Here is a 25891-nt window from a genome sequence, read left to right as displayed (position 1 = left end):
GTCTTATTGCGCTGAAACCATCGGTCACGAGGGTCTCAGTTCGTATTCGTCTCTGCGACGGGAGCGCCGCCGAGGGCCACAATCAACTGAGATGCGCGGCGACGCAAGCCTGTCGTGGCCTCTGCATCCGCTATGATCCTCTGCAGCCGTTCGATCGCGGCCTGCGGCTTATCTTCAGAAATATCTATCAGCGCCAGCTGTTCCTCGGCCAGAAGCCGCAAAGTCGATCCGGTCTGAATCAAACCGTCCAGCCGCAGACGGCGCTGGTCGGCAGGCAGCGTGTCAGCCTGCAACAGCAGCGATTTGAAACCGGCAATCTGCCGATAGATCGCAGGCGCATCGCCATCGGCGGCCAGCGTATCAAGCAACTGAAGCGCGCCGTCAGTATCGCCCGCCTCTTCCAGTTGCGCCGCCCGCAACAGGCTGACGACCAAATCGCCCTGTTCGGTTTCTGACGTGACGCGCGCCAGAGCGTCGGCGCGATCCTGTGCTGCGTCGGCTTCCAGCGCGGCGACGATTCCGTCGCCAAGCGTCTGTGCTGCAGCAACATCCTGCGCTTTGCGCCATTCATTCCACGCGGCCCCGCCGACCAATGTCAGAACCGCCAAAACGGCAATCCAGCCATAGCGACGGATCATCGCAAACAGCCGGTCGCGGCGCACTTCTTCGGTGACTTCTTCAATGAAACTGTCGCTGTCGCTCACAACCCGTGCCCCCATGATTTGCCCCCTCTTAACGCGAAGCACCGAGGCTGCCAAGGGTATGCGCGACCACACAGCCACATGTGCATATTTTGCCAGCCCTAACTGCTTGCGCATGGTATAGTCGCAGCGTATTTTGAACCGATCTGTTCAGTTATTGGTTCACAGGCTTGTTTTTTTGTATTTTGAAGCCAATTACTGCCCCAAGAACGCCGAATAAAATTAGGACCCCAAATGCGTATTGTTCCGATCATCACCGCCGTGCTGGTGACTGCCGCTCTGTTCATTCTGGTGATGCAACGCGAGGCTCTGATCGCCTTTGCTGTCGGATCGGCTCAGGAAACGCCTGAAGTCGAGGCAGAACAACCCACCGCACCCGGCGGCAAACAGGCCTCGGTTATGCGAGTGGTGGTTCAGACATCGCAAAGCCGTGAAATCGACAGCGCGGTGATCCTGCGCGGCGAAACCGAAGCAGCGCGGCAGGTTAAGGTGCGTTCGGAAACCACCGCGCGGACGATTTCCGAGCCGCTGCGCAAAGGCAGTTTTGTGCAAGAGGGCCAGGTATTGTGTGAACTCGATCCAGGAACGCGGCCGGCCGCTCTGGCTAATGCCAAAGCACAACTGGCCAATGCCATCGCACAGGTTCCGCAGGCCGAATCCCGTGTGAAAGAAGCGCTGGCGCGGCTTGAAGAGGCCCAGATCAACGACACCGTTGCGTCGGAACTGTCAAAAGATGGCTATGCGTCCAATACCCGCGTGGCCTCGACGCAAGCGGGTGTAAAATCGGCAGAAGCAGCGATTGAATCGGCACGGTCCGGGGTGGAAACCGCGCAGGCCGGGATCCGGTCTGCCGAAGCAAATGTCGAAGTCGCGGAAACGGAAATCCAGCGGCTGACCATCACCGCCCCATTCGCCGGACTGCTGGAAAGCGACACTGCAGAGCTGGGCAGTTTGCTGGCGGCAGGCGGCGTCTGTGCCACGGTGATCCAGCTCGACCCGATCAAAGTCGTCGGCTATGTGCCTGAAACTCAGGTGAACCGGGTGTCATTGGGCAGCCTGGCAGGGGCCCGGTTAAGCGACGGGCGCGAAGTACGCGGGCGGGTAACCTTCCTGTCACGCTCGGCCGATCCGCAAACCCGAACCTTCCGCGTCGATATCGAGGTGGCCAACGAAGATATGGGTATCCGCGACGGCCAAACCGCTGAGATCCTGATCGCATCGTCCGGAACCCGGGCCCACTTGTTGCCGCAATCGGCACTGACACTTGATGACGGCGGCCGTCTCGGGGTGCGGATCGTGGAGAATGGCGATACCGTTGCCTTCAAACCGATCACTCTGGTCCGCGATACCGCCGAAGGCGTCTGGATCACCGGATTGCCGGAAACCGTGGATGTGATCGTCGTCGGCCAGGAATACGTGGTTGATGGTGTCAAAGTCCTGCCCACTTACCGCGAGGTGTCGCAATGACAGGTATCGTCGATTGGGCCGCACAGCGCGCCCGCATGGTGATGGCGTTCATCCTCTTGTCGTTGCTGGCAGGTGGATTTGCCTATTTCAGCCTGCCGAAAGAGGGCGAGCCGGATATCGAAATTCCGGCTCTTTTCGTTTCCGTCCCCTTCCCCGGCATTTCGGCCGAGGATTCGGAAACCCTGCTGGTCAAACCGATGGAAACCGAACTGGCCGGGCTGGATGGTTTGAAAACGATGTCCTCGACCGCATCGGAAGGCTATGCCGGGGTTGCGCTGGAGTTTGAATTCGGCTGGGACAAAACTAAGGTCATGGCCGACGTGCGCGATGCGATGTCGACCGCCGAAGGCCAGTTTCCCAGCGGTTTCGACAGCTATTCGGTCAACGAAATCAATTTTTCGGAATTTCCGATCCTGATCGTGAACCTGACCGGCGACGTGCCTGAACGCACGATGTACCGCGTCGCCAAAGAGCTGCAGGATCAACTGGAATCGCTCGATGCGGTGCTGGAAGCGGGAATCGCAGGAAATCGCGATGAAATGGTCGAAGTCGTTATCGATCCGTTGCGGTTGGAATCCTACAATGTCACCGCTCAGGAACTGATCAGCGTGGTGACCAACAACAACATGCTGGTCGCCGCCGGTGAGGTGGAAACCGATCAGGGGACGTTTTCGGTCAAGATTCCGTCTTCCTTTGATGAACCCCGCGATATTTATTCGCTACCGGTCAAGATCAATGGTCAGCGGGTCGTTACGCTGGGCGATCTGGCCGAGATCCGTCTGACATTCGAAGACCGTAAAGGCACTGCACAATTCAATGGTGTGCCCACCGTCGCGCTGCAGATCGTGAAACGCAAAGGCTTCAACCTTCTGGACACCATCGAGGCGGTGAAGGACGAATTGGACACGGCGCGCGAAAACTGGCCCGATGACCTGAAGTCGGCAGTACGGCTTGGCACCTCGAACGACCAGGGGCGCGTTGTCGGTTCTATGGTCAGCCAACTGGAAGGGTCTGTTTTGACCGCGATCGCACTGGTGATGATCGTGGTTCTGGCCTCGTTGGGTAGCCGCGCGGCGCTGCTGGTGGGCTTTGCGATCCCGACATCTTTCCTATTGTGTTTCCTATTGCTGGCAGCGATGGGCGTGACGATTTCCAATATCGTGATGTTCGGCCTGATCCTCGCTGTCGGGATGCTTGTCGATGGTGCCATCGTCGTCGTGGAATATGCCGATAAGCGGATCAACGAAGGCGTCGGTCCCATGCACGCCTATGTCGAGGCTGCCAAACGGATGTTCTGGCCGGTGGTCAGTTCCACCGCAACCACGCTGTGCGCCTTCCTGCCGATGCTGTTCTGGCCCGGTGTACCGGGCGAATTCATGGGCATGTTGCCGGTGACCCTCATTTTCGTTCTCAGCGCTTCGCTGGTTGTGGCGCTGATTTACCTGCCGGTGATGGGCGGCGTGTCGGGGCGGCTCAGCCGTCAATTCCACAACATATCGGAGTTTCTCAAGCGTCTTCTGCCCTGGTGGATCGCGCGGGCCGCTTTGGTACCGCCCTCGATGTTGATGATGTTTGTCGGCGCGATGCAGGTTCTGAACCCCAATTACCTGTTCCAACTTGGTGATGCAGGGCGCACGTCGCTGGCCGTTGGCGGTGCGATTTTCATCCTCGGGGCCTTCGCCGCCTCGGTCACTTTGCAAGCTGCTGAAATCCAGTGGCGCCGACGCAAGGTCAAAGCGGGCCGTCGCCGTACGCTGTTTGGCTGGGCCATCAAGGCCATCGTCGGCAACCCTGTCATGCCTCTGATTGCGGTCGCCGTCGTGGGGTTCCTTGTGATGTCGGTGTTCAGCTATTTCGGCGAACACAACAAGGGGACCGAATTTTTCGTCGACTCCGAACCCGAACAGGCCATCGTCTATGTTCGGGCCCGCGGCAACCTGTCGGTGACTGAAAAAGACCATCTGGTGCAGCAGGCCGAAGAGATCGTTTTGGCCCACCCCGGTGTTTTGAACGCCTTCAGCTTTGCCGGAGAAGGTGGCCTGAACAGTAATACCGGCGGGGCTCGACCGCCGGTGGACACGATCGGGCAGATCCAGCTTGAAACCATTCCATGGGAAGACCGTTCCGATCGTCCGGACCTGGATGGCGATATCGTTCTGGCCGAACTGACCAAACAGCTGGAACAGATCCCCGGCATAAAGGTGGAAATTTTGGCGCAGGCGCGCGGTCCCGCCTCGGCCAAGCCTGTGCATCTGCGGTTGATGGGCGACAACTGGGACGATCTGATCGCCGCGACCAACATCGCCCGCACCAAATTCGAGGCCACCGAAGGGCTGGAACTGATCGAAGACACCCTGCCTTTGCCCGGCATTGACTGGCAGATCAACGTCGATGTGGAAAAGGCGGGCCGCTATGGCGCCAACGTGGCAACAGTGGGCGCAATGGTTCAACTGGTGACCCGGGGTATCTTGCTCGATACGATGCGGGTCGATAGTTCCGATGAGGAAATTGAAATCCGCGTCCGGCTGCCCGAAAGCGACCGCGTGCTGTCCACACTGGATACACTGAAGGTACGCACGGCGGATGGATTGGTGCCGCTGGCCAATTTCATTTCCCGCCAGCCGGTGCCGAAACTGGCCACCATCAGCCGGGTCGATCAGAAACGTTATTTCGACGTCAAAGCCGGTATCACCAGTGGCCAGACCAAAACAATCCTGCAAGAGGATGGCAAAGAGATCGTCACCCCGATCACGGCGAATGAACGGATCGAAGAGCTGACCAAATGGCTTCAGACCACCCCCCTGCCCGCAGGCGTTGAATGGGAATGGACCGGCGATCAGGACGATCAGGCAGAAAGTCAGGCCTTCCTCGGGCAGGCCTTTGGCGCGGCGCTGGCCTTGATGTTCATCATCCTGCTGGCACAGTTCAACAGCTTCTACAATTCGGCGCTGGTTCTGTTGGCGGTGGTGCTGTCCACAACCGGGGTTCTGATCGGCATGCTGGTGATGGACCAGAGTTTTTCGGTCATCATGACCGGCACCGGCATTGTGGCCCTTGCCGGGATCGTGGTGAACAACAACATCGTTCTGATCGACACCTATCAGGAATATTCTGCCTATATGCCGCGGATCGAAGCGATCATCAGAACCGCGGAGGATCGTATCCGCCCGGTGCTTTTGACCACCGTGACCACGATGGCGGGTCTGGCCCCGATGATGTTCGGCCTGTCGCTGGATTTCATCCAGGGCGGCTATAGCATCGACAGCCCGACCGCGCTGTGGTGGAAGCAACTGGCCACGGCGGTGGTATTCGGTCTGGGGATCGCGACGGTTCTGACGCTGATCTTTACCCCCGCAATGCTGGCGATACGTATCTGGTTCACCACCTATCTGCGCTGGATCGCGCGAGCGCTGGCCGCCCTTTCATTGGGCCGTGCCAGCCGCGCCGCCCGCGATCTGGCGCTGCAACGCGCGGCACGCAAGCTGAAAGCACCAGAGATCATCTGGGAAGACGAAACCCCGGACTTATTCGATCTGCCCGAGGGCGGCAGCCCTGCCAAGGCGCAAAAACTGAAAGCCGCAGAATAAGCACAAAGGCCGGGGACAACCTGGCCTTTGCATTCGCTGGATCATTTACGATCAACGGTACAGGATACCTGTCTTGCAGCTCGGATCACTTCGCCCCGCGCTTTCTGCGCAGGATGCAGGAAATAGCGCTGCACTGGCAAAGATTCCCTTTTTGTTCTAAATTTACACGCTTTTAAGAAAGTCTCTTTATTCCCGGTTTTACATCTAATTATTGGAATAAGAGAGTGCTTCATTATGTTAACCCTGATTTTGATGCCCCTGATGATTGGGGTTCTGTTGGTGGAAGGTCTGGACCTTGGCGGGGCGTCCGACGACAGCCACGACACCGAAAGCTTCACAGGCACGGAAGACGATGACCGTTTCATTGAGCTGTCAAATGACAACAATCTTGTCATTCACACAAATGCGGGCGATGACATTGTCCGCACCGGCGATGGCAACAATTCAATATTGGCTGCAGCAGGCAACGATTCCGTGGATACCGGGTCCGGTGACGATGTCATCGACGGCGGCGCAGGAAATGACGACATCAATTCCTATTATGGCAATGACACCCTCAGCGGCGACGCCGGAAACGATCTGCTGCAGGCCACAGGCGGGGACAATTTCATCGACAGCGGACCGGGAGATGACCGCATCAAATCAGGGGATGGCAATGATACGATTTCGACCGATGGCGGTTCAGATACCGTCACATCTGGCGGCGGCAATGATCTGATTGATCTGGGCGATGGTGAAGACCGATGGCTGGACAACCTGTTAGACCACGATCTGGCCGCGACCGACAATGATACGGTGTCAGGTGGGGCAGAGCATGATTTACTGACCTCCTACCAGGGCAGGGATCAGGTGAATGGCGGCGAAGGCGACGACCGGATCGTTGCACGCGACCTGCAATTCGATGACGACCGCAATCCCCTGCCCGACGCCCCCGACACGCTCAACGGCGGGGCGGGCGACGATTTCATCCGCGCCGATGACGGCGATATCGTGACCGGTGGCGACGGCACAGACCGCTTCTGCATCTGCGTCAACCAGGACCCGCGCATCGTGCAGGACAGCAGCGATGCCAAAACCGTCACCATCACCGATTTCGACCCCGACACCGAGAGCGTGCGCATTACCCTGATCGGCGGATTGGAATTCGGCTTCGACGAAATCACTGCGGTGGAGGCCCCCGACGGCGGCATCGTTCTTACGGCTGAGGGGATTGATTTCCTGCACCTGCAAGGGGTCAGCTTTGACCAGATGACGCCGCAGAACCTGACGGTACGGGTGATCGAGGGTTAGGCATTACGCTCTTCTACTGACCGAATGCGCCAGTATACGCCCCCTGCCCGTTGATTGTCTCAGAATTTGAAACAAAGTTGTTTTTAGAGAAGCGCAGTCGCCACTAACGCTACAAACCCGCACACACTACAATTTTGCTCGAATTTTTCACATTGTTTCAATGTATTGTCTCCGAAGACTTATGGGGACATTTCGTGCTTTTATTGGCATTGCTTCCACTCATTGGCGACCTTGTCTTGTGGGATATCTTTGACGGCGAAATTACCACAGACAGAGAAGATAGTAACGATGATATCTGGACGATAGATTTCAGAGTATATCGGTTCTAACGGTTATCACGCCGCCTCGTCCTGCTCGCTTGCCTGCCGCTGCCACAGCTGGGCATAGCGGCCTTGCCGCTCCAACAGTTCGGCATGGGTGCCGGTTTCCACGATCACGCCTTTTTCCAGCACCACGATGCGGTCGGCATCGGCGATGGTGGATAACCGGTGCGCGATGGTGATCACCGTACGTCCCTGCCCGGCCCGCGCCAGCGCGCCCTGGATTTCCTGTTCGGTTTCAGTGTCCAAAGCCGATGTTGCTTCGTCCAGCAGCAGGATCGGCGGGTTCTTCAACAGCGTGCGCGCGATGCCCACCCGCTGCTTTTCGCCGCCTGACAGTTTCAGGCCGCGTTCGCCTACCGTGGTGTCATAGCCCTGCGGCAGAGACTCAATGAAATCGTGGATCTGGGCGGCCTTGGCGGCCGCTTCGATGTCTTCCTGGGTCGCCCCATCGCGGCCATAGGCGATGTTATAGCGGATACTATCGTTGAACAGAACGGTATCCTGCGGCACCACGCCGATCATGTCGTGCAAACTGACCTGCGTCACGTCGCGCACATCCTGACCATCAATTTTGACCGACCCGCCCACAACGTCGTAGAACCGGAACAACAATCGGCCGATGGTCGATTTACCCGATCCCGACGATCCCACGATCGCTACCGTTTTACCCGGTTCCACCGTCAGGCTGACCCCCTGCAAAATCGGGCGGGCAGCATCATATCCAAACACGACCTCGTCCAGTTCCACCTGACCGCCTGACACCTTCAGCGCGGCCGCCCCGGGTTTGTCGGTCACTTCGGCGGGTTGTTCCAACAGGTCAAACATCTCGCCCATATCGACCAGCGCCTGACGGATTTCACGATAAACGGTGCCAAGGAAATTCAGCGGCATGGTGATCTGGATCATGTAAGCGTTAACCATGACGAAATCGCCCACCGTCAGGTCGCCACGCTGCACCCCCATTGCCGCCATCACCATCACCGCAGCCAGCCCGCCAGTGATCAGAAAGGACTGCCCAAAATTCAGAAAGGCCAACGAATATGACGTTTTCAGCGCAGCGCGGGCATAAAGCTCCATCGCGCGATCATAGCGCTTTGCCTCGCGGGCTTCGGCTCCGAAATATTTCACCGTTTCGAAATTCAGCAGGCTGTCGATCGCCTTCTGGTTGGCATCGGTATCCTGATCGTTCATTTCCTTGCGCAGCTTTACCCGCCATTCGGTCACCGTGAAGGTGAACCAGACATATAGCGCAATGGTCAGCGCCACCACGGCCAGGTACCAAACATCGAACAGGAAAAACAAAACCCCGGCGATCAGAAGCAGTTCCAGAACCAGCGGCCCAATGGAAAACAGCAAGAACCGCAGCAGGAATTCAACGCCCTTGACCCCGCGTTCTATGACCCGGGACAGTCCGCCGGTTTTACGGGTGATGTGATAGCGCATCGACAAACGATGGATATGGGTAAAGGTTTCCAGCGCCAGCATCCGCAACGCCCGTTGCCCCACCGCAGCGAAAATCGCATCGCGCAGCTGCTGAAACCCGTTCGACATCAGCCGCGCCAGCCCATAAGCCACCGTCAGCCCCACCGCGCCAAGCGCCAAGGGCGACACGCCATCGCCTGCCAACGTATCGACCGCCTGCTTATACAAAAGCGGCGTCGAGACCGCGACAAGTTTGGCCGTCAGCAACGCCAGCATGGCGAAAACCACCCGGCGCTTGACCCAAGCCTGATCCGGGTCGGCGGGCCAGAGATAAGGCATGACACGGCGGATCGTGCGCCAACCTGACAACCGTTCATTCTTAAGATTGGCGTCGGTATAAGGGCCAGCGCGCCGCATGACAGGATCCTTTATCAGCTTTGGCCCCTAGAGATAAGTTGCAACCCCATGGAATGCCAGCGCCAAAGCGGATTATTCACGGCTTCACGTCAAAGCCTGATCACATGACCTTCACGCGGGTTGGCGCGGCCTTCTGCAATCGCCCGATAAACCTCGGGCGCGCTTTCCAGCCCATCATGCACCACCACGTCCATCCATTCTCCGGCATCGGCCGCGATACGTTTCCATCCGGCGGTGATCTGCGCCTCTATCACACCCGGGCCCCAGTCTTCGCGCCGTTTGCGTATCTGTTCGGGGGCAAAGAAAAATCGTGGCTTCGGCCCCGGCAGGTCAGATCCCGGCTGAGCGAATTTATCCCAGTGGCTGGTTCCCACGGCAGCACTGTGGCGCAATTCGCTGGCCAGATGCGTATGCAGTCGCATTTTCACCGCCGCATTCCCCGCCATATCGACATAGACCGAGGGCACCAACGCCAGTTTTTCGATCTCGTCATAGCTCAGCACCTGATCGCAGGCGCCCGAGCTTTCAACAAAACCTCTGTTGATCTCCGAAGTCAGCCCGACGATCCGATAGGGTCGCGTTTCGGGTTCGGCGAGGAATTTGCACAGGCCCAAACCGGTTTTCGACGACGCACTGCCGATGATGATCTGTTCGGCCCCGAACCAGTCATTGTCCGATAACCAATCGAACAGCAAATAAGAGGTCGCCAGCAAAGGCTGTAGCAAGGCGCGCTTGTAATCTTCTTCCACAGCGCCGTCACGCACACAGACATAAGTGTTGTAGACCAGCGCAAGATCGGAACGATGCGCACTGGAATCGACAAAAACGCCGGGGGCACTTTGTTCCGGGGCAAGGATCAACTCTTCGCCCATCGGATAAAACCCATAAAGCCGCGTGCCCTTGGGCAAATCCTCACACCGGCTTTCTGCTACGCGGGCCACGCCCCAAACCGGCACGATCCCTTTGCCTTCAACCCCGCTGGGAAAAAATTTCCAGTAACCGATGACAAAGCCTATAGCGGCATAAGTCACATTGTTGGTGGTGATGGCAAAACTTTCCAGCTTCAGCCGGACTTGCCCGTCCCGCAGTTTCATCGGCGCGGCATCAGCCAGCTCCGCTTCGGTGATCTTGGTCTGATCGACCAGTACGTTTTGCACCATATCCGTATTTCCTCCGGTTCCCGGGAAACAGAATACCCCTGCCCGCGTCGCCACGGGCAGGGGTAAAATTTGTAACGTTCCGTCCCTTTGAGCGGGGATCAGTCACGCGGAATGTCGAAAACCTGACCGGGATAGATCAGATCCGGGTCGCGGATCAGATTACGGTTGGCTTCGAACAGGCGGACATAAAGCGTGCCCTCGCCGTAATTATCCTTGGCGATTGCCCAAAGCGTATGGCCGGGTTGCACCGTGATAACGCGGATCGGCGGGGCTGTCCGGGCCGCTTCGGGATCGGCGGTATTGGCCTGTTGCCGGGCAGCATTGGCCGAAGCTGCGGCAATCTTTTCTTCCGCCTCGCGTTTGAAGGGGGTTTCCACCCGCGACGTAACCTTGCCCGAAGCATCCACCTGATCAATGCGCAGGGTGTACACACCCGGAGCGACGTCGCTGAGGCGAATTTTCCAAGCACTGTCCGACCCAATCTCGGCGCTGGCTTGTGCCGTGTTGTTCAGATAGGCGCGGACGCCCATCGACGCAGCGCCGCGTCCAGTCAAATCGACCGCGCCGGTATCGCTATAGCTGATCGCGTCCAGCACCAGATCGGTCAAGTTGGTTCCGGGTTGTGCCGGTTGAACAACGCTGACTCCATCCTTGCCTGCAATAAGAACCGCGGGCGCGGCGGATGGGGCCGATGTCGGTGTCGGTGCGGATTGCACTTCGGCAGGGGCTGGGTCTGCCATTGCCAGTTTAGTGTCCTGGCTTTCGCTCCTCCCCGGCTCGGCGGTATCAGGCTGCATTGAGCTGGCCGCTATTCCGGTTTCTGTTTCTCCAACTTTCTGCCCCGTTTCGACCGTTTCGTTTTGAACCGATTCAGGGGCGCTCGATTGCGCGCCAGCAGGTTCGGATGCCGCGACCTGTGGTTCGACCGTCTCTTTGCCTGCTTCGGCTGTAATACCAGTTTCTTCCGCCTGTGCAGTATCCGCCGCAACAACGGTGTTGGTTTCGTCGGCGGGGCTATCCGAAACGACGGCTTTCACTGGCGCAATGATCACCTGATCCTCGGAGGGAATTTGCGCATCACCGGCCCGCATCAGCAGCGTCATCATTCGCGGCTTGTCCGAAGGTGGCAGCGTCAGGAACGCCACGAATTTGCCGTCCGAACCGGGTTCCACCTTGGCAATGGCAACGCGATCGACAAGAACCTCGACCTGATCGCCGTCCAAGGCAATACCGGCGACCAACGCAGTCCCATCGCTTTCGACCCGCACCACGTCAAAGCTGGGCGGTGTGGGCAGCCCCGCAGCTGGGTGGGAGGTATCATCCAGTGTGGCTTCTGCCTGTGTACCGGTCAGCGGCTGTACCACAGGTTCGGCGACTGGCTTACCCGCTGTCGCATCTTCAGAAACGTTTTCCGGTTTTGCAACTGCAGCGATCTCTGTTTCCGGTTCTGTGGGTTTCGATGACGTTTCAGCCGGCGCGGTCTCTGATTCAGTGACAAGCTCCTGCTTAACCTCAGGCGTTGGTTCCGCGTCGGCCTTGGGGGCTGCGGCAGGGGCTGGTTGAGACATAACGGCCTGCACCGGTTCGGTCTGACTGCTTTTTTCGAACACCCCTAGCCCATAGGCGGCGGCCAATGCGGCCAAAACGGCAACTGCTGCGCCCACAATCAGGGTCTGGCTGGACGCCAGTCCGGTTTCTTTCGTCATGTCATTCCTTTCAACCCGCCCACATCCCCTTTGGCGGTTGAGCGACAATAGCAACAAGGGTATCAGGGGTCAAAAGCACTTTTGATCGAGGAAAATCAAGATGATTACCCGCTCTGTCTGCGTCTTTTGCGGGTCGCGGCCCGGCAATGACCCGATCTATAGCTCCGAAGCGGAAAGTCTGGGCAAGTTGTTGGCAGACAATAAGTGGCGGCTTGTCTATGGCGCTGGTGATGTCGGGTTGATGGGAATAGTGGCGCGGGCCACGCAGGATGCGGGCGGCGAAACCTTCGGAGTCATCCCAACCCATTTGATGCGTGCCGAAGTGGGCAAAACAGATTTGTCGACTTTCGTGGTCACCGAAAACATGCATGAACGGAAAAAGGTAATGTTCATGAATTCCGATGCCATCGTGGTTCTTCCCGGCGGCGCGGGATCTTTGGACGAATTTTTCGAAGTACTGACCTGGCGCCAGCTGCTGCTGCACCAGAAACCGATATTCCTGTTAAACACGTCCGGGTTCTGGGACCCGCTGCTGTCCCTGATCGATCATGTGATCGATCAGGGTTTCGCGGACAAATCCTTGCGCGAACTGATCCGGCCGGTGGCCACAGCAGTCGAACTGGGCGCGGCGTTGCGGTCGGCGCTGAGTTAGAAATCCCCTGAGAACCCGCGTTAGTCCGATATCACCACGCGGTCCCGGCCATAGGGACCGCGTGACTATGCGCGCGGGCAACTAAGGCACCGCCCGACGCAATCAGAGGTCGGCCAATTCCTGCATCACCAGCTTGGCAATATCGGGCAATGGGTGGTTGGTCAGATCCTTTGCCATTTCGGCACGGATAATCCCGATCACCTTTGGATTGAGAGCCGCTCGCAATTCGCCCAAGGTCTGTGGCGGGGCAACGATGACAAGATCATCAATCCCGCCCGCCTGCGCCCATTTGTTCAGAAGTGCCGCAACCGTAGTGGCGAATTCTTCTTTGGCCATCTGATGCCAATCCGTCGGCTCAATGGCGGATCGTCCCGCGCCCATCGGCCCATCCCGGCGTCCGGGCCGAGAGGTCCCTTGGTCCGCAGTCTGTGGGTTGTCGATTTCGTCAACCCGCATGACCCGCAAATCCGGTTCAATGGCATTGCTGACATTCTGCACAAACAGCGCCTTGGCACCGTCCGCGACGACAACCCACAGGCCTTTTGGCATCTTGATCATGACTATTCTCCTATTCCTTGGTGTAACGAGCGAAACAAAAAAAGGACGCGCACAACATGACACGGGTCAATGTCACCGAAAAAAACTTGTTTAGATATTGGAGCAGTCCACTCTAACTGCCGCGTTCAGCCCGATCTCGGTTAATCGGCATCCTTGGAAAACCATTCTCCAAGGACATCTCGCAACTCATCCAATTTGGCTGGTTTGGTGAGGAAATCATTCATACCCGCGGCGATGCAGCGTTCCTTTTCGCCTTTCAGCGCATTGGCGGAAATACCAACGATCGGGATAGGTTCCAAATTGTTCGTGCGTTCGACCAGTCGGATATTCTGAACCATTTCCAACCCGTCCATGACCGGCATCTGGCAATCTGTCAGGATCAAACCGAACCCCGCCGCCCCATTGCGCCAAAGCTCCAGCCCCTCTTTGCCGTTCTCGGCGACCTCCGCCCCATATCCCAGCAATGCCAATTGCCGCATCAACACATCCAGATTGATCCGATTGTCTTCGACCAGCAAAATGCTGCCTTGGCTCACCGGGGCCTGCTCAACGTAGTTTTCGGCATCGCAGTCCTTCTGTTCCTCAATCAGCGCAGTAATACCTGCAATCATCCGCGACGGTAACACAGGCGATCGGCGCACCAGATAGAGATGGTGGTTATGTCGGCCAAGCCGGGCGCTCGGGTCGCTGGTTAACATCAAAAATTTCGCCTTTGGGATGATGTCGTGCATCTTTTCCACAAATTCCAAAGCACGATTACTATCGTTGAGCGACACCAGGAACATAGGCGTTTGTTTTTGGCTTTGCGCCCAATCCCGCATCGGCGTTTCAGCATTGAAATCGGTCAGCGGTCGGTTCCAATAGTCAGTGAAATGTCGGAACCGTTCACGGCACAAGTCATCCTCGACAAATGAAACCAACGCATAACGATCAAGTCCTTCGATCTTATCGACACAGGTCCGGTCGGTATCGAAACCGTCCGACAGCGGCAGGACAACCGAAAACGTGGCGCCTTCCCCCGGAGCGCTTTGCACATCTATCTGTCCACCCATGATCCTGATCAGGTCATAGCTGATGGCGAGGCCAAGGCCTGTTCCGCCAATCTGGTGGGAATCCGTCTCATAGGCTTGATAGAAAGGTTGGAACAACAAGGCCTGCGTCTCGGCTGGAATGCCCATACCATTGTCAATGACTTGAAATTTGACTTTGCCGCCCGGTATCGGTTGGGCCGACAGTTCCACCAGAGGCGGTTCACCACCTTTTTTCTGAGCGCTGAATTTCACCGCATTGCCAAGCAGGTTCAATAGCACTTGCCGCAACCGGCCAGCATCGGTGGCAACAAACCGTGGCAGGCCACAATCGACGTTCAGGATTAACCGTACACCGCTTTGCTGCGCCGTCGCACCCAGGGTTTCCACTACATTTTCGACCACATTAAGCAGGTCCGCCCGTTCCATAGTCACAGACATCTTGCCTGCCTCGATCTTGGAAAAGTCGAGGATATCATCAATAATCCGCAACAGCGAAATTGATGAATTCTGAATCGTCTCAAGCATCTGTCGCTGGTTTTCGTCCAGATCCGTGCGCGTCAGCAGATCGACCATGCCGACAACCCCGTTCATTGGGGTTCGGATTTCATGGCTCATATGGGCCAGAAATACGGATTTTGCTTTGCTTTGCGCTACCGCCTCTTCCTTTTGCCGCAACAACGCCAACCGCCCCGAAATATCAAGAAGCGTACCCACCATACGCACCGGTTTACCGTCGCGATAGACAACAAACCCCCGGCTGAGCACCCTAATCCAGCGCCCATCTTTGCGCTGCATATCATATTCGCCTTCGACAATTTCTTTCTGCTGGGCGAACTGGGCGTCCATATCGCTACGGACTTTCCTTTTGTCCTCAGAACGTAACATCCTGGTCCAGGACCGCGCCGTGGGTTCCAATTCGTCGACTCTATAGCCCAAAATTTCCGCCCAGCGGTCGGAATAAACAAGGTGATTGGTGACGATGTTCCATTCCCACAACCCGTCATTGGCCCCTTTCAGCGCTAGGCTGAAGCGCTCTTCCTTTTCACGCAGATCGGTAATCAGATGGTCTTGGGCCGCCAACTGTTGCACTAAATCTCTTCGATTTCGGCGCGCCATCTGCGCTGCCGCCCCCAAAGTCGCGATCAGCAGCCCGGCAATGAGGGAAACCAATCCGATTTGACCCCAAGTGGCCGTTGAACCGTTCAATGCTTGTATCGCCAAGAGGGCCGTAGCAACCGCCAAACTACTAGTAAACACGCAAGCCATGATCCAAACCCACGATCTGCCAATGACAGTATTGACCTTGGTCGAATGCTTCATATACGCAACTTTGTCCTTACAAATAAGGCGAATTCATCGCAGTCAGATCATCACCTCGACCAAGAACTGTCTGGCCGTCACCTGTATCAACGACAAGACTAGGTGAGTTCTGATCAAATTCTAAGCAAAAAATGTATCGCAAACTGGCATTATTGACAGGCTCCCCCGTCACTAACGAAACAGGATCGCATCAGATGTGCTGCGGCACGGTCTTGCGACAGGACAGGATCGCAATCCTAGATCCCCGTCCCTACCCACATCTTTCGCGGTTCAATGAAGCGCCTGCCGGCGCAATGTATCGAACGGTAAAAACAAGAAAGCCGCCCCAAAGGGCGGCCATCCGTTTCTTTTTTTGGAACGATCACATCCGCGATGCGACGTTTTCCCAGTTCACCAGCTTGTCGAGGAAGTTGCTTAAGTAAACCGGACGCTTGTTGCGGAAATCGATGTAATAGGAATGTTCCCACACGTCGCAGCCCAGCAGCGCGGTTTGACCGAAGCAAAGCGGGTTAACCCCGTTTTCGGTCTTGGTGACCTTCAGGCTGCCATCGGCATCCTTGACCAGCCAAGCCCAGCCAGACCCAAACTGCCCGGCACCGGCGGCGGCAAACTGAGATTTAAATTCATCAACCGAACCAAAGCTTTCAACCAGTGCCTTCTCCAGCTCGCCCGGCATCGCGGTTTCACCCGGGCCCATCATTTCCCAGAACTGCGCGTGGTTCCAGTGCTGTGATGCATTGTTAAAAATACCATTCTGCGCGACCGAACCGGCTTGGTAGGTGCCGGTGATGATCTCTTCGAGCGACTTGTTTTCCCATTCGGTCCCGGCGATCAGCTTGTTACCGTTATCGACATAGGCTTTGTGGTGCAGATCATGGTGGTATTCCAGCGTTTCCTTCGACATGCCAAGGCCGGCCAGCGCGTCATGGGCATAGGGAAGATCGGGAAGTTCAAAAGCCATTGTGAAATCCTCTCAGGTTCGGGCGTTTCTTTCCTGCGGAAAATGGTAGGGTTTAGGCAGGAAGGTCAAGCCCTGTCGCCAATATTTGTCGGTCCGCGTCCACCGATGCCGGATCAGGCAATAATTCGGACAGCCGCGTCGCATCAGAACAGTATGAGCAACCAGATAAAAAGCAAAGGGCGCAGGGCAGCCGCGCCCTGCCCTGTCCACTATTGTTTTTTCTTCTTTGTGCAGACACCTTCGCCGCGCGGGACGTTGTCGAAGCCTGTTAAATGCACAGTCAGCACCAGTTTGTTGTTAGGAAAAACTGACGCTTTATAATCCGCGGTACCGATGTTTGAGGGTGGGCCACCATCAACGGTCGCTTTTACTCCCTTCAGTTTCCAACGTATCACGTGCCGACCATATTGGGTTTCAAGCTTGGTGAGGATCGGAGCTTTTTGGATCGCCATGATCATCGCATCAACCACGGCAACGGTTTCTACCTCTTCGTCGACGCTGAATACTATTCGGTCTCCCATCCAGCCATCCGGTGATGGGCGGGTGATATCGCAGTCGTAAATGAAAGCAGAAGCGGAATGCGCGGACAGGACAAGCGCCGTCGCAACGGCAAACAGTTTATTCATGATCAAATTACCTAGGTTGTTTACGAAAACGTGAATATCAACCCTAAATGCACATCACAACAAAGAGTCACAATTGTCACAAAATTGGAAAGAGCGCCCCTCAGGAACGCTCTTCTGTAAAACATGATCAAAGGACGGTCTGTTGATCAGGTGAAAAAACCGACCTCGCCGCCTTCTTCTGCGGAGGCGCAAAGCAGTTTGAAAACGTATTCAGCCACCGAGCGGAAACAGATAACCTGTGCAGTGGTCGTATCTTCGAACCATATCGCCCCGGCCACCTGAGCCAGACGGGTGCGGCGAAACTCACCCGGAACAAAGGCTTGAGGCGACAGATCCACCGGGGCCATCTTGGCGAGTACTTCGCGCACGGTCCCGGGCGCGCCGGTCAGGCGAAACATGGCCCGCGCATCCGAAACGTTCTGCACCAAGCAATGCTCCGCGCTCAGCGCCTGCGCCAGCTTCGCGGCAATTGACCCTGCTTCATCATAAGGCGACAGGATCAACAATTCGTCAGGCGACATCCAGGCGACGGCCTTATCGTCCTGCGCGTTAATCTTGCGTTGAGAGGGGGGCAACAGACCCGTCGCCGCCTTTACCGCGCTCGACAGTCTGGCAGATCCAAAATCGCCGCGCAGGGTAATCATCCCCTGCAATCCGACCTCTTCGACAGTGACGAAGCCTTGAAAGATCGCTCCGTTCAACGCGCTGACGGCTTCAGACATTCTGCTTCTCCCCGTCCTTGTCATAGAAGACCGGATCGCAGATCCGCGCCTTGTAGACTGTATCATCGGTGCCCGGGATTTCGATCACCTCGCCCATCCGATCAGGTCCATTCAGAACCAACCCCATGGCAATCCCTTTACCCAAGGTCGGCGAATGGTAAGTCGAGGTCACCCGGCCCTGCATGTTGCGCTGGCCGTTGGCGTTTACACCGGCCGCCACAGCATAGGCCCCATCGGGCAATACGCTACCGTCCAGTGTTTCCAACCCTACCAGTTTCCAACGTTTCGGATCGGTCATGTGGCTGCGCGCCTGCGCCCGCTTGCCCAGATAGTCCTCTTTCTTCTTGGAAATCGCCCAATTGAGGCCAAGGTCCTGCGGGATCACCGTGCCGTCGCTTTCGTCGCCGATCATGATGAACCCCTTTTCGGCCCGCATCACGTGCAGCGCCTCGGTGCCGTAGGGCATGACGCCGAACTCGGCCCCTGCTTCGATGATTTTGTCCCACAATGCCTGCCCCTGGCTGGCCGGCACCGCGATTTCGTAGGAAAGTTCACCCGAGAAGGAAATCCGGTAAATCCGCGCCTGGATGTCTGCCAATTCACCGTCTTTCCATTCCATGAAAGCGAGCGCGTCTTTGCTAACATCCATTCCGCCGAGCTTTTCCAGTACCGCGCGGGCATTGGGGCCGACGACCGCGATTTGCGCATATTGCTCGGTCACGTTGGCGGTATAGACCTGCCAGTCCCACCATTCGGTCTGCAGCCACTCTTCCATATGCCCGTGAATGCGGTCGGCGCCGCCGGTGGTGGTGTGGCACAGGAAGGTGTCGTCGTCGATCCGTGCCACCACGCCATCGTCGATCAGGAACCCGTTTTCGCTGCATATCAGACCGTAGCGGCATTTTCCCGGCTTCAGCGTGCTCATCATATTGGTGTAGAGCATGTCGAGGAATTTCCCCGCATCCGGCCCCTTGACGATGATCTTACCCAGAGTCGAGGCGTCGAGCACCCCCACTGAGTTGCGCGTCTGGTTGATTTCGCGCGCCACCGCGTCGCGATGACTTTCGCCCTGACGCGGATAGCAATAGGGCCGCCGCCAATGGCCGACTGGTTCCCAGTGTGCGCCGTTTTCTTCGTGCCAGTCCTGCATCGGGGTCTTGCGCAGAGGCTGGAAAATATCGCCGCGCGCCTCGCCCGCGATGGCGCCCATGGAAATCGGCGTATAGGGCGGCCTGAAGGTGGTGGTACCCACCGCCGGAATGTCGGCATTAAGCGACCGCGCCAGCGTCGCCAGCCCGTTGATATTGCTGAGCTTGCCCTGATCGGTCGCCATGCCCAGCGTGGTGTAGCGCTTGGTATGTTCGACGCTCTCATAGCCTTCCTGCGCCGCCAGCATCACGTCGGACACCTTCACATCGTTCTGGAAATCGAGCCACGCCTTCATTCGCAGCTTCGGCCCCGCCCCCTGCGGCATCAGCCACACGGGCTCTATCAAAGCCTCATCGCTTGCCTCCGCCTCAGGCACCGTAGCGCGTTTCGGCTTGCCCCCCACCGCAATCGCCGCCGCCTCGCCAGCGGCCTGTGCGTCGGTCAGGATATTTTGCAGTTGCAGCACGCCGTTAGCGCTGCCAGCAGCGATAACAAAGCTTTGCCCATCAGCACCTGTCGGCGCTTTGTCCACATCCGGGCGGAACATTGCCAATGCGTCATCCCAGATCAATTTACCGCCGCAATGGGACCACAGGTGCACCACCGGCGACCAGCCGCCAGACATCGCCACGGCGTCGCAGGGGATTTCCTCGATCACAGCACCTTCACCCGCCTGAGAGCAAAGCGCGACACCGCTGACGTGCTTGCCGCCCAGCACCTTGGCGATGCCCTTGCCGGTCTCAACCCGGATGCCAAGCGCCTGGGCGTCTTCGGCCAGCGCGCCACCGCCCGAGGCCCGCGCGTCGATCACCGCAGGCACCTCGAGACCAAGATTTTTCAAAGCGATTGCAGTGCGGTACGCATCGTCGTTATTGGTCACAACGACGGTACGGTCGCCAACTGACACGCCGTAATCCACCGCGTAATCGCGCATCGCAGAGGCCAGCATCACACCCGGCACATCGTTGCCGGCAAAGCTGAGCGGTCGTTCGATGGCCCCGGTGGCCGTGATGATCTGTTTGGCACGGATACGCCACAACCGGTGACGCGGGCCCGCAGCTTCTGGCGCATGGTCAGTAAGCCGTTCATAGCCCAGCAGGTAACCGTGATCGTAAACGCCTGCCGCCATGCTGCGCAGCCGCAGGGTGACGTTGGGCATGGTTTCCAACTCGGACACCAATTGCTCCACGAACTTATCCACAGGCTGGCCGTCCACCACCCCACCATCGACCGGCGCACGGCCGCCCCAATGGGCGGTTTGTTCCAGCAACAGCACTTTCGCACCGGAAGACGCCGCCGCCTTAGCGGCCTGCAATCCGGCGACGCCGCCGCCCACAACGACCACGTCCACGAAGGCATAGAAATGTTCATAGCGGTCAGAATCGCGGTCCTTGGGAACTTTGCCCAAACCTGCCGATTGCCGGACGATGGGTTCGAACACGGATTTCCACGCCGCGCGCGGCGCCATGAAGGTCTTGTAATAGAACCCCGCCGGTAAAAACCGCGCCAACCTGTTGTTCACCGCGCCAACGTCGAATTCCAGGCTGGGCCAATGGTTCTGCGACGTGGCGCTCAGCCCATCGAACAGTTCCGTCGTGGTGGCGCGCTGGTTCGGTTCGAACCGTGCACCGGTCCCCAGACCGACCAGAGCATTGGGTTCCTCCGCTCCGCTGGCGATGACCCCACGCGGACGGTGATATTTGAACGACCGCCCCACCATCATCTGGCCATTGGCCAGCAGCGCAGAGGCGAGCGTGTCGCCCTCATAGCCGGTCATCTGCTTGCCGTTGAAGGTGAAGCGAATCTGCTTGGCGGTGTTCGTGAGGCGGCCTTGCGTGGCCAGACGGGTGCTCATCTGTCAGACCTCCTTGGCCGTGTTGGGGGTAGGATTTTGAGTATTTTTGCCAAGAAGAAACGTCATTGGATGTCTCTCCACTTCCAGCCGGGGCGTTTGGCGGTGATCGCGTCGCGGATTTCCTGCGGCGGTTCGGAAACCTGCGCGCTGTAGGTGCCGAAGACCTCGAGCGTCATGGTGCAGCGGGCGGCGTGGAACCACTTGCCGCAGCCATTGGCGTGGCGCCAGCGTTCGAAATGCACCCCCTTGGGGTTTTCGCGGGCGAAGAGATAGGTTTCAAATTCGGCGTCCGAGGAGCCGGGGCCGAAACGTTTCAGATGCGCCTCGCCACCTGCATGCAGTTCGGTTTCCTCGGCATCGACGCCGCAATAGGGGCAGTGAAGGATCAGCATTGCAGACCTCCCATCCGGTATTTTCCGAGTTCCGAAATGAAATCTTCAAAGGACAAAGTGACTTCGTCAGCGCCGTCGCTGAAAGTCGCATAAACCGAAACGGCATCTTCATCGGCGTGATATTCGAAACCCAGCGTATTGCTTTGATAGCTGGTGTCGGTCCCTTCACGACGCCCTGTTTCCAATGCTTTTTTCACAGCGGTGAATGGCGTCCTTTCGGACTGAAGCAACTCTATATGAAGGGTCGACAGCGTCGATTGCATGGATTTTTCAGTCATCAATGCGCCACCCCCGCTGCCACGCTCTCATCAATGAACCGGCCCTCGGCGAAGCGGTTCAACCCGAACTCCTCGGTCAGCGGCGAATGCCCCTTGGCCATCAGTTCCGCCATCGCCCAGCCGGAACCGGGGATCGCCTTGAACCCGCCGGTGCCCCAGCCGCAATTGACGAACACGCCTTCGACCGGGGTTTTCGACAGGATCGGGGACCGGTCGCCGGTCATGTCGACGATGCCGCCCCATTGCCGCAACATCTTCAGCCGGGAAATCATCGGGAAGGTTTCCACCAGCGCCCGCACGGTTTCCTCGATATGGTGAAAGCTGCCCCGCTGGGTGTAGTTGTTATACCCGTCGGTGCCGCCGCCGATCACCATTTCGCCCTTGTCGGATTGCGACATGTAGCCGTGCACGGTGTTTGCCATCACCACCACGTCCATGCAGGGCTTGATCGGCTCGGAAACCAGCGCCTGCAAAGCCAGCGATTCAATCGGCAGCCGGAACCCGGCCATGTCGGCCAGAACGCCGGAATGGCCCGCCACCACCAGCCCGAGCTTGTCGCAATCGATCACGCCCTTGGTGGTGTCGACGCCCACAACCTTACCGCCGTCGCGGCGCACCCCGGTGACTTCGCATTGCTGGATGATGTCCATGCCCATATCGGAACAGGCGCGGGCATAGCCCCAGGCCACCGCATCATGCCGGGCGGTACCGCCGCGTTCCTGCCACAGCCCACCCAGAACCGGGTAGCGGGGGCCCGCGATGTTGATGATCGGCACCAGCTCCTTGACCTTTTGCGGAGTGATGAATTCTGTCTTCACGCCCTGCAACGCATTGGCATGCGCGGTGCGTTGATAGCCGCGCACCTCATGTTCAGTCTGCGCCAGCATGATCACGCCGCGGGGGCTGAACATGACGTTGTAATTCAGGTCCTGGCTCATCGTTTCGTACAATGAGCGGGCCTTTTCATATATCGCGGCCGAGGCATCCTGCAGGTAGTTCGAGCGGATAATCGTAGTGTTGCGCCCGGTATTTCCGCCGCCCAGCCAACCCTTTTCCAACACCGCCACATTGGTGATGCCGAAATTTTTACCCAGGTAATAGGCGGTGGCCAAACCGTGTCCACCGGCACCGACGATGATCACGTCGTATTTCTTCTTCGGCTGCGGTGAAGCCCAGGCGCGTTCCCATCCAGAATGATAACGTGCGGCTTCCCGGGCGATGGCGAAGGCGGAATAGCGTCTCATGTGCGTCTCTGATGCCCCGAATCCGGTCTGCGATTTTCCTGTTCCTTACTGGACCGTGAAGGCGAATCCGCCCCGTTTCTATGCGTCACAATTGCGTCTAGTTGCGACATGACGGACCAATGCGTCAGTTTGCCCTTTTTCCAAACGCCCGTCGGATATACATGTTTGGCGACTTGCAGGAGGCCACATGCTGTTTTGGATTATCATCGCCGCGATCGCGCTAGCCGTTTCGGGTATTCTGGCTTGGGCGCTGTTGCGCGGCCGTACCGGAGGCGAGCCTCCAGCAGCTTTCGATCTGCGGGTTTATCGCGATCAGTTGAAAGAAGTGGATCGCGACTTGGCGCGCGGCGTGATCGGCGCAGAAGACGCCGATCGCACCCGAGCCGAGATTTCCCGACGTATTCTAAATGCCGATGCACAGCTGAAAAAGGGCGGCGAAACCGGTGGACAACCGAAATCCCTGGGCCGTATCTTGGCAGCGGTAACCGTTCTGGGAATGATCGGCGGGTCCTTGTTTCTCTATCTGGACTTAGGGACACCAGGTTATGGCGATTTCGGGCTGAAGGCACGGATCGCCCTCGCCGATGAGACCCGCCAAAACCGTCCCGATCAGGCTGCAGCAGAGGCAGCGATGCCGCCTGCAATGCCGCAGAACCAACCGGACGACCGTTTTCTGACCCTGATGAAACAATTGCGAGAGGCTGTGGCGCAACGCCCGAATGACATTCAAGGGCTTCGGCTACTGGCGCGGAACGAAGCGACACTTGGGAATTTCAAAGCCTCCTACGAAGCGCAACAGCGATTAATCGAAGCAAAAGGGGATCAGGCGGTGGCCAGCGACTACACCGATCTGGCTGATGCGATGATTCTGACCGCCGGTGGATATGTGTCCCCCGAAGCCGAGGCCGCGCTGTTGCAGGCGCTGAAACTTGATCCGCGCAATGGTGTGGCGCGCTATTACATGGGTCTGATGTTCGTACAGGTGGGACGGCCCGACGCCAGTTTCCAAACCTGGAACCGATTACTGCGCGAAGGCCCAGCGGATGCCCCGTGGATCGCACCGATCCGGGCTCAGATACCCGATGTTGCTCAGTTGGCCGGGGTCGATTTCAGTTTGCCTCAAGCGGGGGGGCTGAAAGGTCCGACTGCGGCGGATATGCAAGCAGCCGGAGAGATGAGTGCAGAAGAGCGTCAGGATATGATCCGTGGCATGGTTGCGAATCTGTCCGAACGTTTGGCCACCGAGGGGGGCGCGCCCGAGGAATGGGCCCGCCTGATCGGAGCCTATGGTGTGCTGGGCGAGACCGAGCGCGCCCGGGAGATCTGGACCGAGGCGCAACAGGTCTTTGCCGACAAACCCGATGCTCTGGCCCTGGTCCGGTCCGGGGCGGAACGCGCTGGGGTGCTGCAATGATCATAGAAGATGTCGAAGAGCTGGCTGCCGCCCTGCCCGACCATGCCCCGGTGATCGGGCTGGATTTGGGGGATAAGACCATCGGCGTGGCGCTTTCCGACACTCTGCGCACCATCGCGAGCCCGGTCGAAACGATCCGGCGCAAAAAATTCGGCGTCGATGCGGAGCGGCTGCTTCAGATCGCGACCGATCGTCAGGTCGGCGGCATTGTGCTGGGCCTGCCGCGTAATATGGACGGGTCCGAAGGCCCGCGTTGCCAATCGACCCGCGCCTTTGCCCGCAATCTCAGCCGGTTAACCGACTTGCCCATCGGGTACTGGGATGAACGGCTGTCCACCGTGGCAGCCGAGCGGGCGCTGATCGAAGCCGATACGTCACGCGCTAAACGGGCGGGAAAGATCGACAATGTTGCGGCGTCTTTCATCCTGCAGGGGTTTCTCGACCGTCTGCGCCATCTGAAAGCCACCGCATGAACGATGTCTGGCAAAGGGATGAGATTGAAAGCCCCTGCGTGAATATCTGTGTAATTCATCCGCAGGAACGTATCTGTACCGGCTGTCTCCGCAGCATCGAAGAAATCACCAACTGGTCGAAAATGACGGCGCAGGAACGGCGCGTAATCATCGGCGACCTGCCTGAACGTGCGCCCCGCCTGCAAAAACGCCGGGGAGGTCGTGCCGCGCGGATCGGGCGCAGCGAAAGCTGACCCTCAGACTGGGTCGTCTACAGCAATCACCGAAACATCGCCAAGCGTCACAGTCCCTGCTCCGTTCGTCACCCGCGCAACCGTTGCACCGTCAAATAAGACATGCACATCGTCGCCTTCGGTTTCCAGATCGACGACACCAGGCCCGCCGTAGCTGTCGAAATGCGTTACCACGATCTGATCCTGGCCTTCCTCGAAGTCACCGATCTCCACCGCATGATCGGAATCAACCCAAGTACCGGTAACAAAGGTATCGGTTCCCGCTCCGCCGATCAGGGTGTCGCCACTCCCTCCGAACACCAAATCGTTGCCGTCTTCGCCCCGCAACAGGTCGGGGTCGTAGCTGTCGTTCAGATCATACCCACCAGTCGCTGCGCCAGGCGACCAATACCCATCCAGAATATCGTCCCCGTCACCACCGGACAGCCAGTCCGCACCATCGCCACCGTCAAGCCAATCATCACCGGCCGCGCCACGCAGATCATCCATCCCGTCGCCCCCCGACAACCGGTCCGATCCAGCCCCACCTTTGATCAGATCGTCGCCGGACCCGCCGTCCAGCCGATCATCACCGCCTCGGCCCAGCACCACATCGTCACCCGCCCCCGCCAATACGGTATCGTCACCACTTTGCGCCTCGACCACATCGTCACCGGACAGGCTGTGCAACAGATCATCGGACTCCGTGCCGGTTATGGTGTCATCGCCTTCGGTTGCAGCGGCATCGGGTTCGGGCTGCACGTCCATCCCGGTCAAGTCGAGTGACGAACCGATTGCGGCCAGCCCGAATATTATCAGAAGTTCCAGCATCCCGATCCCCGCTTTGATTAATCAAGGATAGCAGGAGCGGGTATAGCTCATCAAATTTTGGGGGCAATCTGGCCAAGTTCGTATGCGATTGGGCAACAAT

21 protein-coding genes are annotated in these 25891 nt (G+C 58.0%); 7 read left to right on the top strand and 14 right to left on the bottom strand.

The features are described 5' to 3' along the window. Positions 1 to 35 precede the first annotated feature (35 nt). Complete coding sequence (locus VOI23_RS10420; protein WP_323784717.1) at positions 36 to 719, bottom strand: hypothetical protein; 684 nt, start codon at positions 717 to 719, stop codon at positions 36 to 38. Between the two features lie 216 nt (positions 720 to 935). Here VOI23_RS10420 and VOI23_RS10415 point away from each other — a divergent pair, with 216 nt between their 5' ends. The 3 genes from VOI23_RS10415 (at position 936) to VOI23_RS10405 (ending at position 7045) form a co-directional block, all read left to right on the top strand. Next, entirely contained in the window at positions 936 to 2168 is a 1233-nt protein-coding gene (locus VOI23_RS10415) for an efflux RND transporter periplasmic adaptor subunit (protein ID WP_323784716.1), read from the top strand. Then, on the top strand, positions 2165 to 5755 hold the full coding sequence (locus VOI23_RS10410; protein WP_323784715.1) for an efflux RND transporter permease subunit: 3591 nt from the start codon (positions 2165 to 2167) through the stop codon (positions 5753 to 5755). The genes VOI23_RS10415 and VOI23_RS10410 overlap by 4 nt, the downstream gene beginning before the upstream one ends. Positions 5756 to 5989: 234 nt before the next feature. Next, entirely contained in the window at positions 5990 to 7045 is a 1056-nt protein-coding gene (locus VOI23_RS10405; protein ID WP_323784714.1) for a calcium-binding protein, read from the top strand. 335 nt (positions 7046 to 7380) lie between these two features. On the opposite strand, the gene VOI23_RS10400 is transcribed toward VOI23_RS10405, so the two are convergent. From VOI23_RS10400 to VOI23_RS10390, 3 genes are all read right to left on the bottom strand, one after another. Continuing rightward, positions 7381 to 9207, bottom strand: coding sequence for an ABC transporter ATP-binding protein/permease (locus VOI23_RS10400; protein ID WP_323784713.1), 1827 nt, complete (start codon positions 9205 to 9207; stop codon positions 7381 to 7383). A gap of 89 nt (positions 9208 to 9296) precedes the next feature. Next, positions 9297 to 10367 carry a DUF2855 family protein gene (locus VOI23_RS10395; protein ID WP_323784712.1) on the bottom strand — a complete coding sequence of 357 codons (1071 nt, stop codon included), beginning with the start codon at positions 10365 to 10367 and terminating at the stop codon, positions 9297 to 9299. A 98-nt stretch (positions 10368 to 10465) separates the two neighbouring features. After that, the gene (locus VOI23_RS10390; RefSeq protein WP_323784711.1) at positions 10466 to 12073 is read right to left on the bottom strand and encodes a LysM peptidoglycan-binding domain-containing protein; all 1608 of its coding nucleotides are present in this window, start codon (positions 12071 to 12073) and stop codon (positions 10466 to 10468) included. A 100-nt stretch (positions 12074 to 12173) separates the two neighbouring features. Here VOI23_RS10390 and VOI23_RS10385 point away from each other — a divergent pair, with 100 nt between their 5' ends. Then, a complete protein-coding gene (locus tag VOI23_RS10385; protein WP_323784710.1) occupies positions 12174 to 12725 on the top strand; it encodes a TIGR00730 family Rossman fold protein in 552 nt (183 codons plus the stop codon). Positions 12726 to 12827: 102 nt separating this feature from the next. Here the strand turns inward: VOI23_RS10385 and VOI23_RS10380 are convergent, their stop codons facing one another. The 9 genes from VOI23_RS10380 to VOI23_RS10340 form a co-directional block, all read right to left on the bottom strand. Further along, positions 12828 to 13283, bottom strand: a complete 456-nt coding sequence (locus VOI23_RS10380) for a host attachment family protein (protein WP_323784709.1) — start codon at positions 13281 to 13283, stop codon at positions 12828 to 12830. A gap of 140 nt (positions 13284 to 13423) precedes the next feature. Further along, the gene (locus VOI23_RS10375; protein ID WP_323784708.1) at positions 13424 to 15403 is read right to left on the bottom strand and encodes a PAS domain-containing hybrid sensor histidine kinase/response regulator; all 1980 of its coding nucleotides are present in this window, start codon (positions 15401 to 15403) and stop codon (positions 13424 to 13426) included. Between the two features lie 592 nt (positions 15404 to 15995). Next, positions 15996 to 16595: a superoxide dismutase gene (locus VOI23_RS10370; RefSeq protein WP_323784707.1), complete on the bottom strand. Its 600-nt coding sequence runs from the start codon at positions 16593 to 16595 to the stop codon at positions 15996 to 15998. A 209-nt stretch (positions 16596 to 16804) separates the two neighbouring features. Beyond that, a complete protein-coding gene (locus VOI23_RS10365) occupies positions 16805 to 17221 on the bottom strand; it encodes a hypothetical protein (RefSeq protein WP_323784706.1) in 417 nt (138 codons plus the stop codon). A 146-nt stretch (positions 17222 to 17367) separates the two neighbouring features. Beyond that, entirely contained in the window at positions 17368 to 17943 is a 576-nt protein-coding gene (locus VOI23_RS10360; protein ID WP_323784704.1) for a sarcosine oxidase subunit gamma, read from the bottom strand. Further along, complete coding sequence (locus tag VOI23_RS10355) at positions 17936 to 20947, bottom strand: sarcosine oxidase subunit alpha family protein (protein WP_323784703.1); 3012 nt, start codon at positions 20945 to 20947, stop codon at positions 17936 to 17938. Before VOI23_RS10355 ends, VOI23_RS10360 begins: the two co-directional genes overlap by 8 nt. Before the next feature lie 62 nt (positions 20948 to 21009). Then, positions 21010 to 21339, bottom strand: a complete 330-nt coding sequence (locus VOI23_RS10350) for a sarcosine oxidase subunit delta (RefSeq protein ID WP_323784702.1) — start codon at positions 21337 to 21339, stop codon at positions 21010 to 21012. Next, positions 21333 to 21617 (bottom strand): hypothetical protein, encoded by a 285-nt coding sequence (locus tag VOI23_RS10345; RefSeq protein ID WP_323784701.1) that lies wholly within the window; start codon positions 21615 to 21617, stop codon positions 21333 to 21335. The genes VOI23_RS10350 and VOI23_RS10345 overlap by 7 nt, the downstream gene beginning before the upstream one ends. After that, on the bottom strand, positions 21617 to 22861 hold the full coding sequence (locus VOI23_RS10340; protein WP_323784700.1) for a sarcosine oxidase subunit beta family protein: 1245 nt from the start codon (positions 22859 to 22861) through the stop codon (positions 21617 to 21619). The genes VOI23_RS10345 and VOI23_RS10340 overlap by 1 nt, the downstream gene beginning before the upstream one ends. A 187-nt stretch (positions 22862 to 23048) precedes the next feature. On the opposite strand from VOI23_RS10340, the gene ccmI reads away from it, so the two are divergent. From ccmI to VOI23_RS10325, 3 genes are read left to right on the top strand one after another with little or no spacing between them, the layout of a single operon-like run. Next, on the top strand, positions 23049 to 24275 hold the full coding sequence (ccmI, locus tag VOI23_RS10335; RefSeq protein ID WP_323784699.1) for a c-type cytochrome biogenesis protein CcmI: 1227 nt from the start codon (positions 23049 to 23051) through the stop codon (positions 24273 to 24275). Then, positions 24272 to 24748, top strand: a complete 477-nt coding sequence (ruvX, locus tag VOI23_RS10330; protein WP_323784698.1) for a Holliday junction resolvase RuvX — start codon at positions 24272 to 24274, stop codon at positions 24746 to 24748. The genes ccmI and ruvX overlap by 4 nt, the downstream gene beginning before the upstream one ends. After that, positions 24745 to 24981: a DUF1289 domain-containing protein gene (locus VOI23_RS10325; protein ID WP_323784696.1), complete on the top strand. Its 237-nt coding sequence runs from the start codon at positions 24745 to 24747 to the stop codon at positions 24979 to 24981. The genes ruvX and VOI23_RS10325 overlap by 4 nt, the downstream gene beginning before the upstream one ends. A gap of 3 nt (positions 24982 to 24984) precedes the next feature. Here the strand turns inward: VOI23_RS10325 and VOI23_RS10320 are convergent, their stop codons facing one another. Further along, the gene (locus VOI23_RS10320; RefSeq protein WP_323784695.1) at positions 24985 to 25791 is read right to left on the bottom strand and encodes a calcium-binding protein; all 807 of its coding nucleotides are present in this window, start codon (positions 25789 to 25791) and stop codon (positions 24985 to 24987) included. Positions 25792 to 25891: the final 100 nt, after the last annotated feature.

It is taken from the genome of Thalassovita sp. (assembly GCF_034670005.1).
GTDB lineage: Bacteria > Pseudomonadota > Alphaproteobacteria > Rhodobacterales > Rhodobacteraceae > Thalassobius.
The sequence above is the reverse complement of the archived record's forward strand: the minus strand, read 5'-3'. Positions and strand labels throughout refer to the sequence as shown.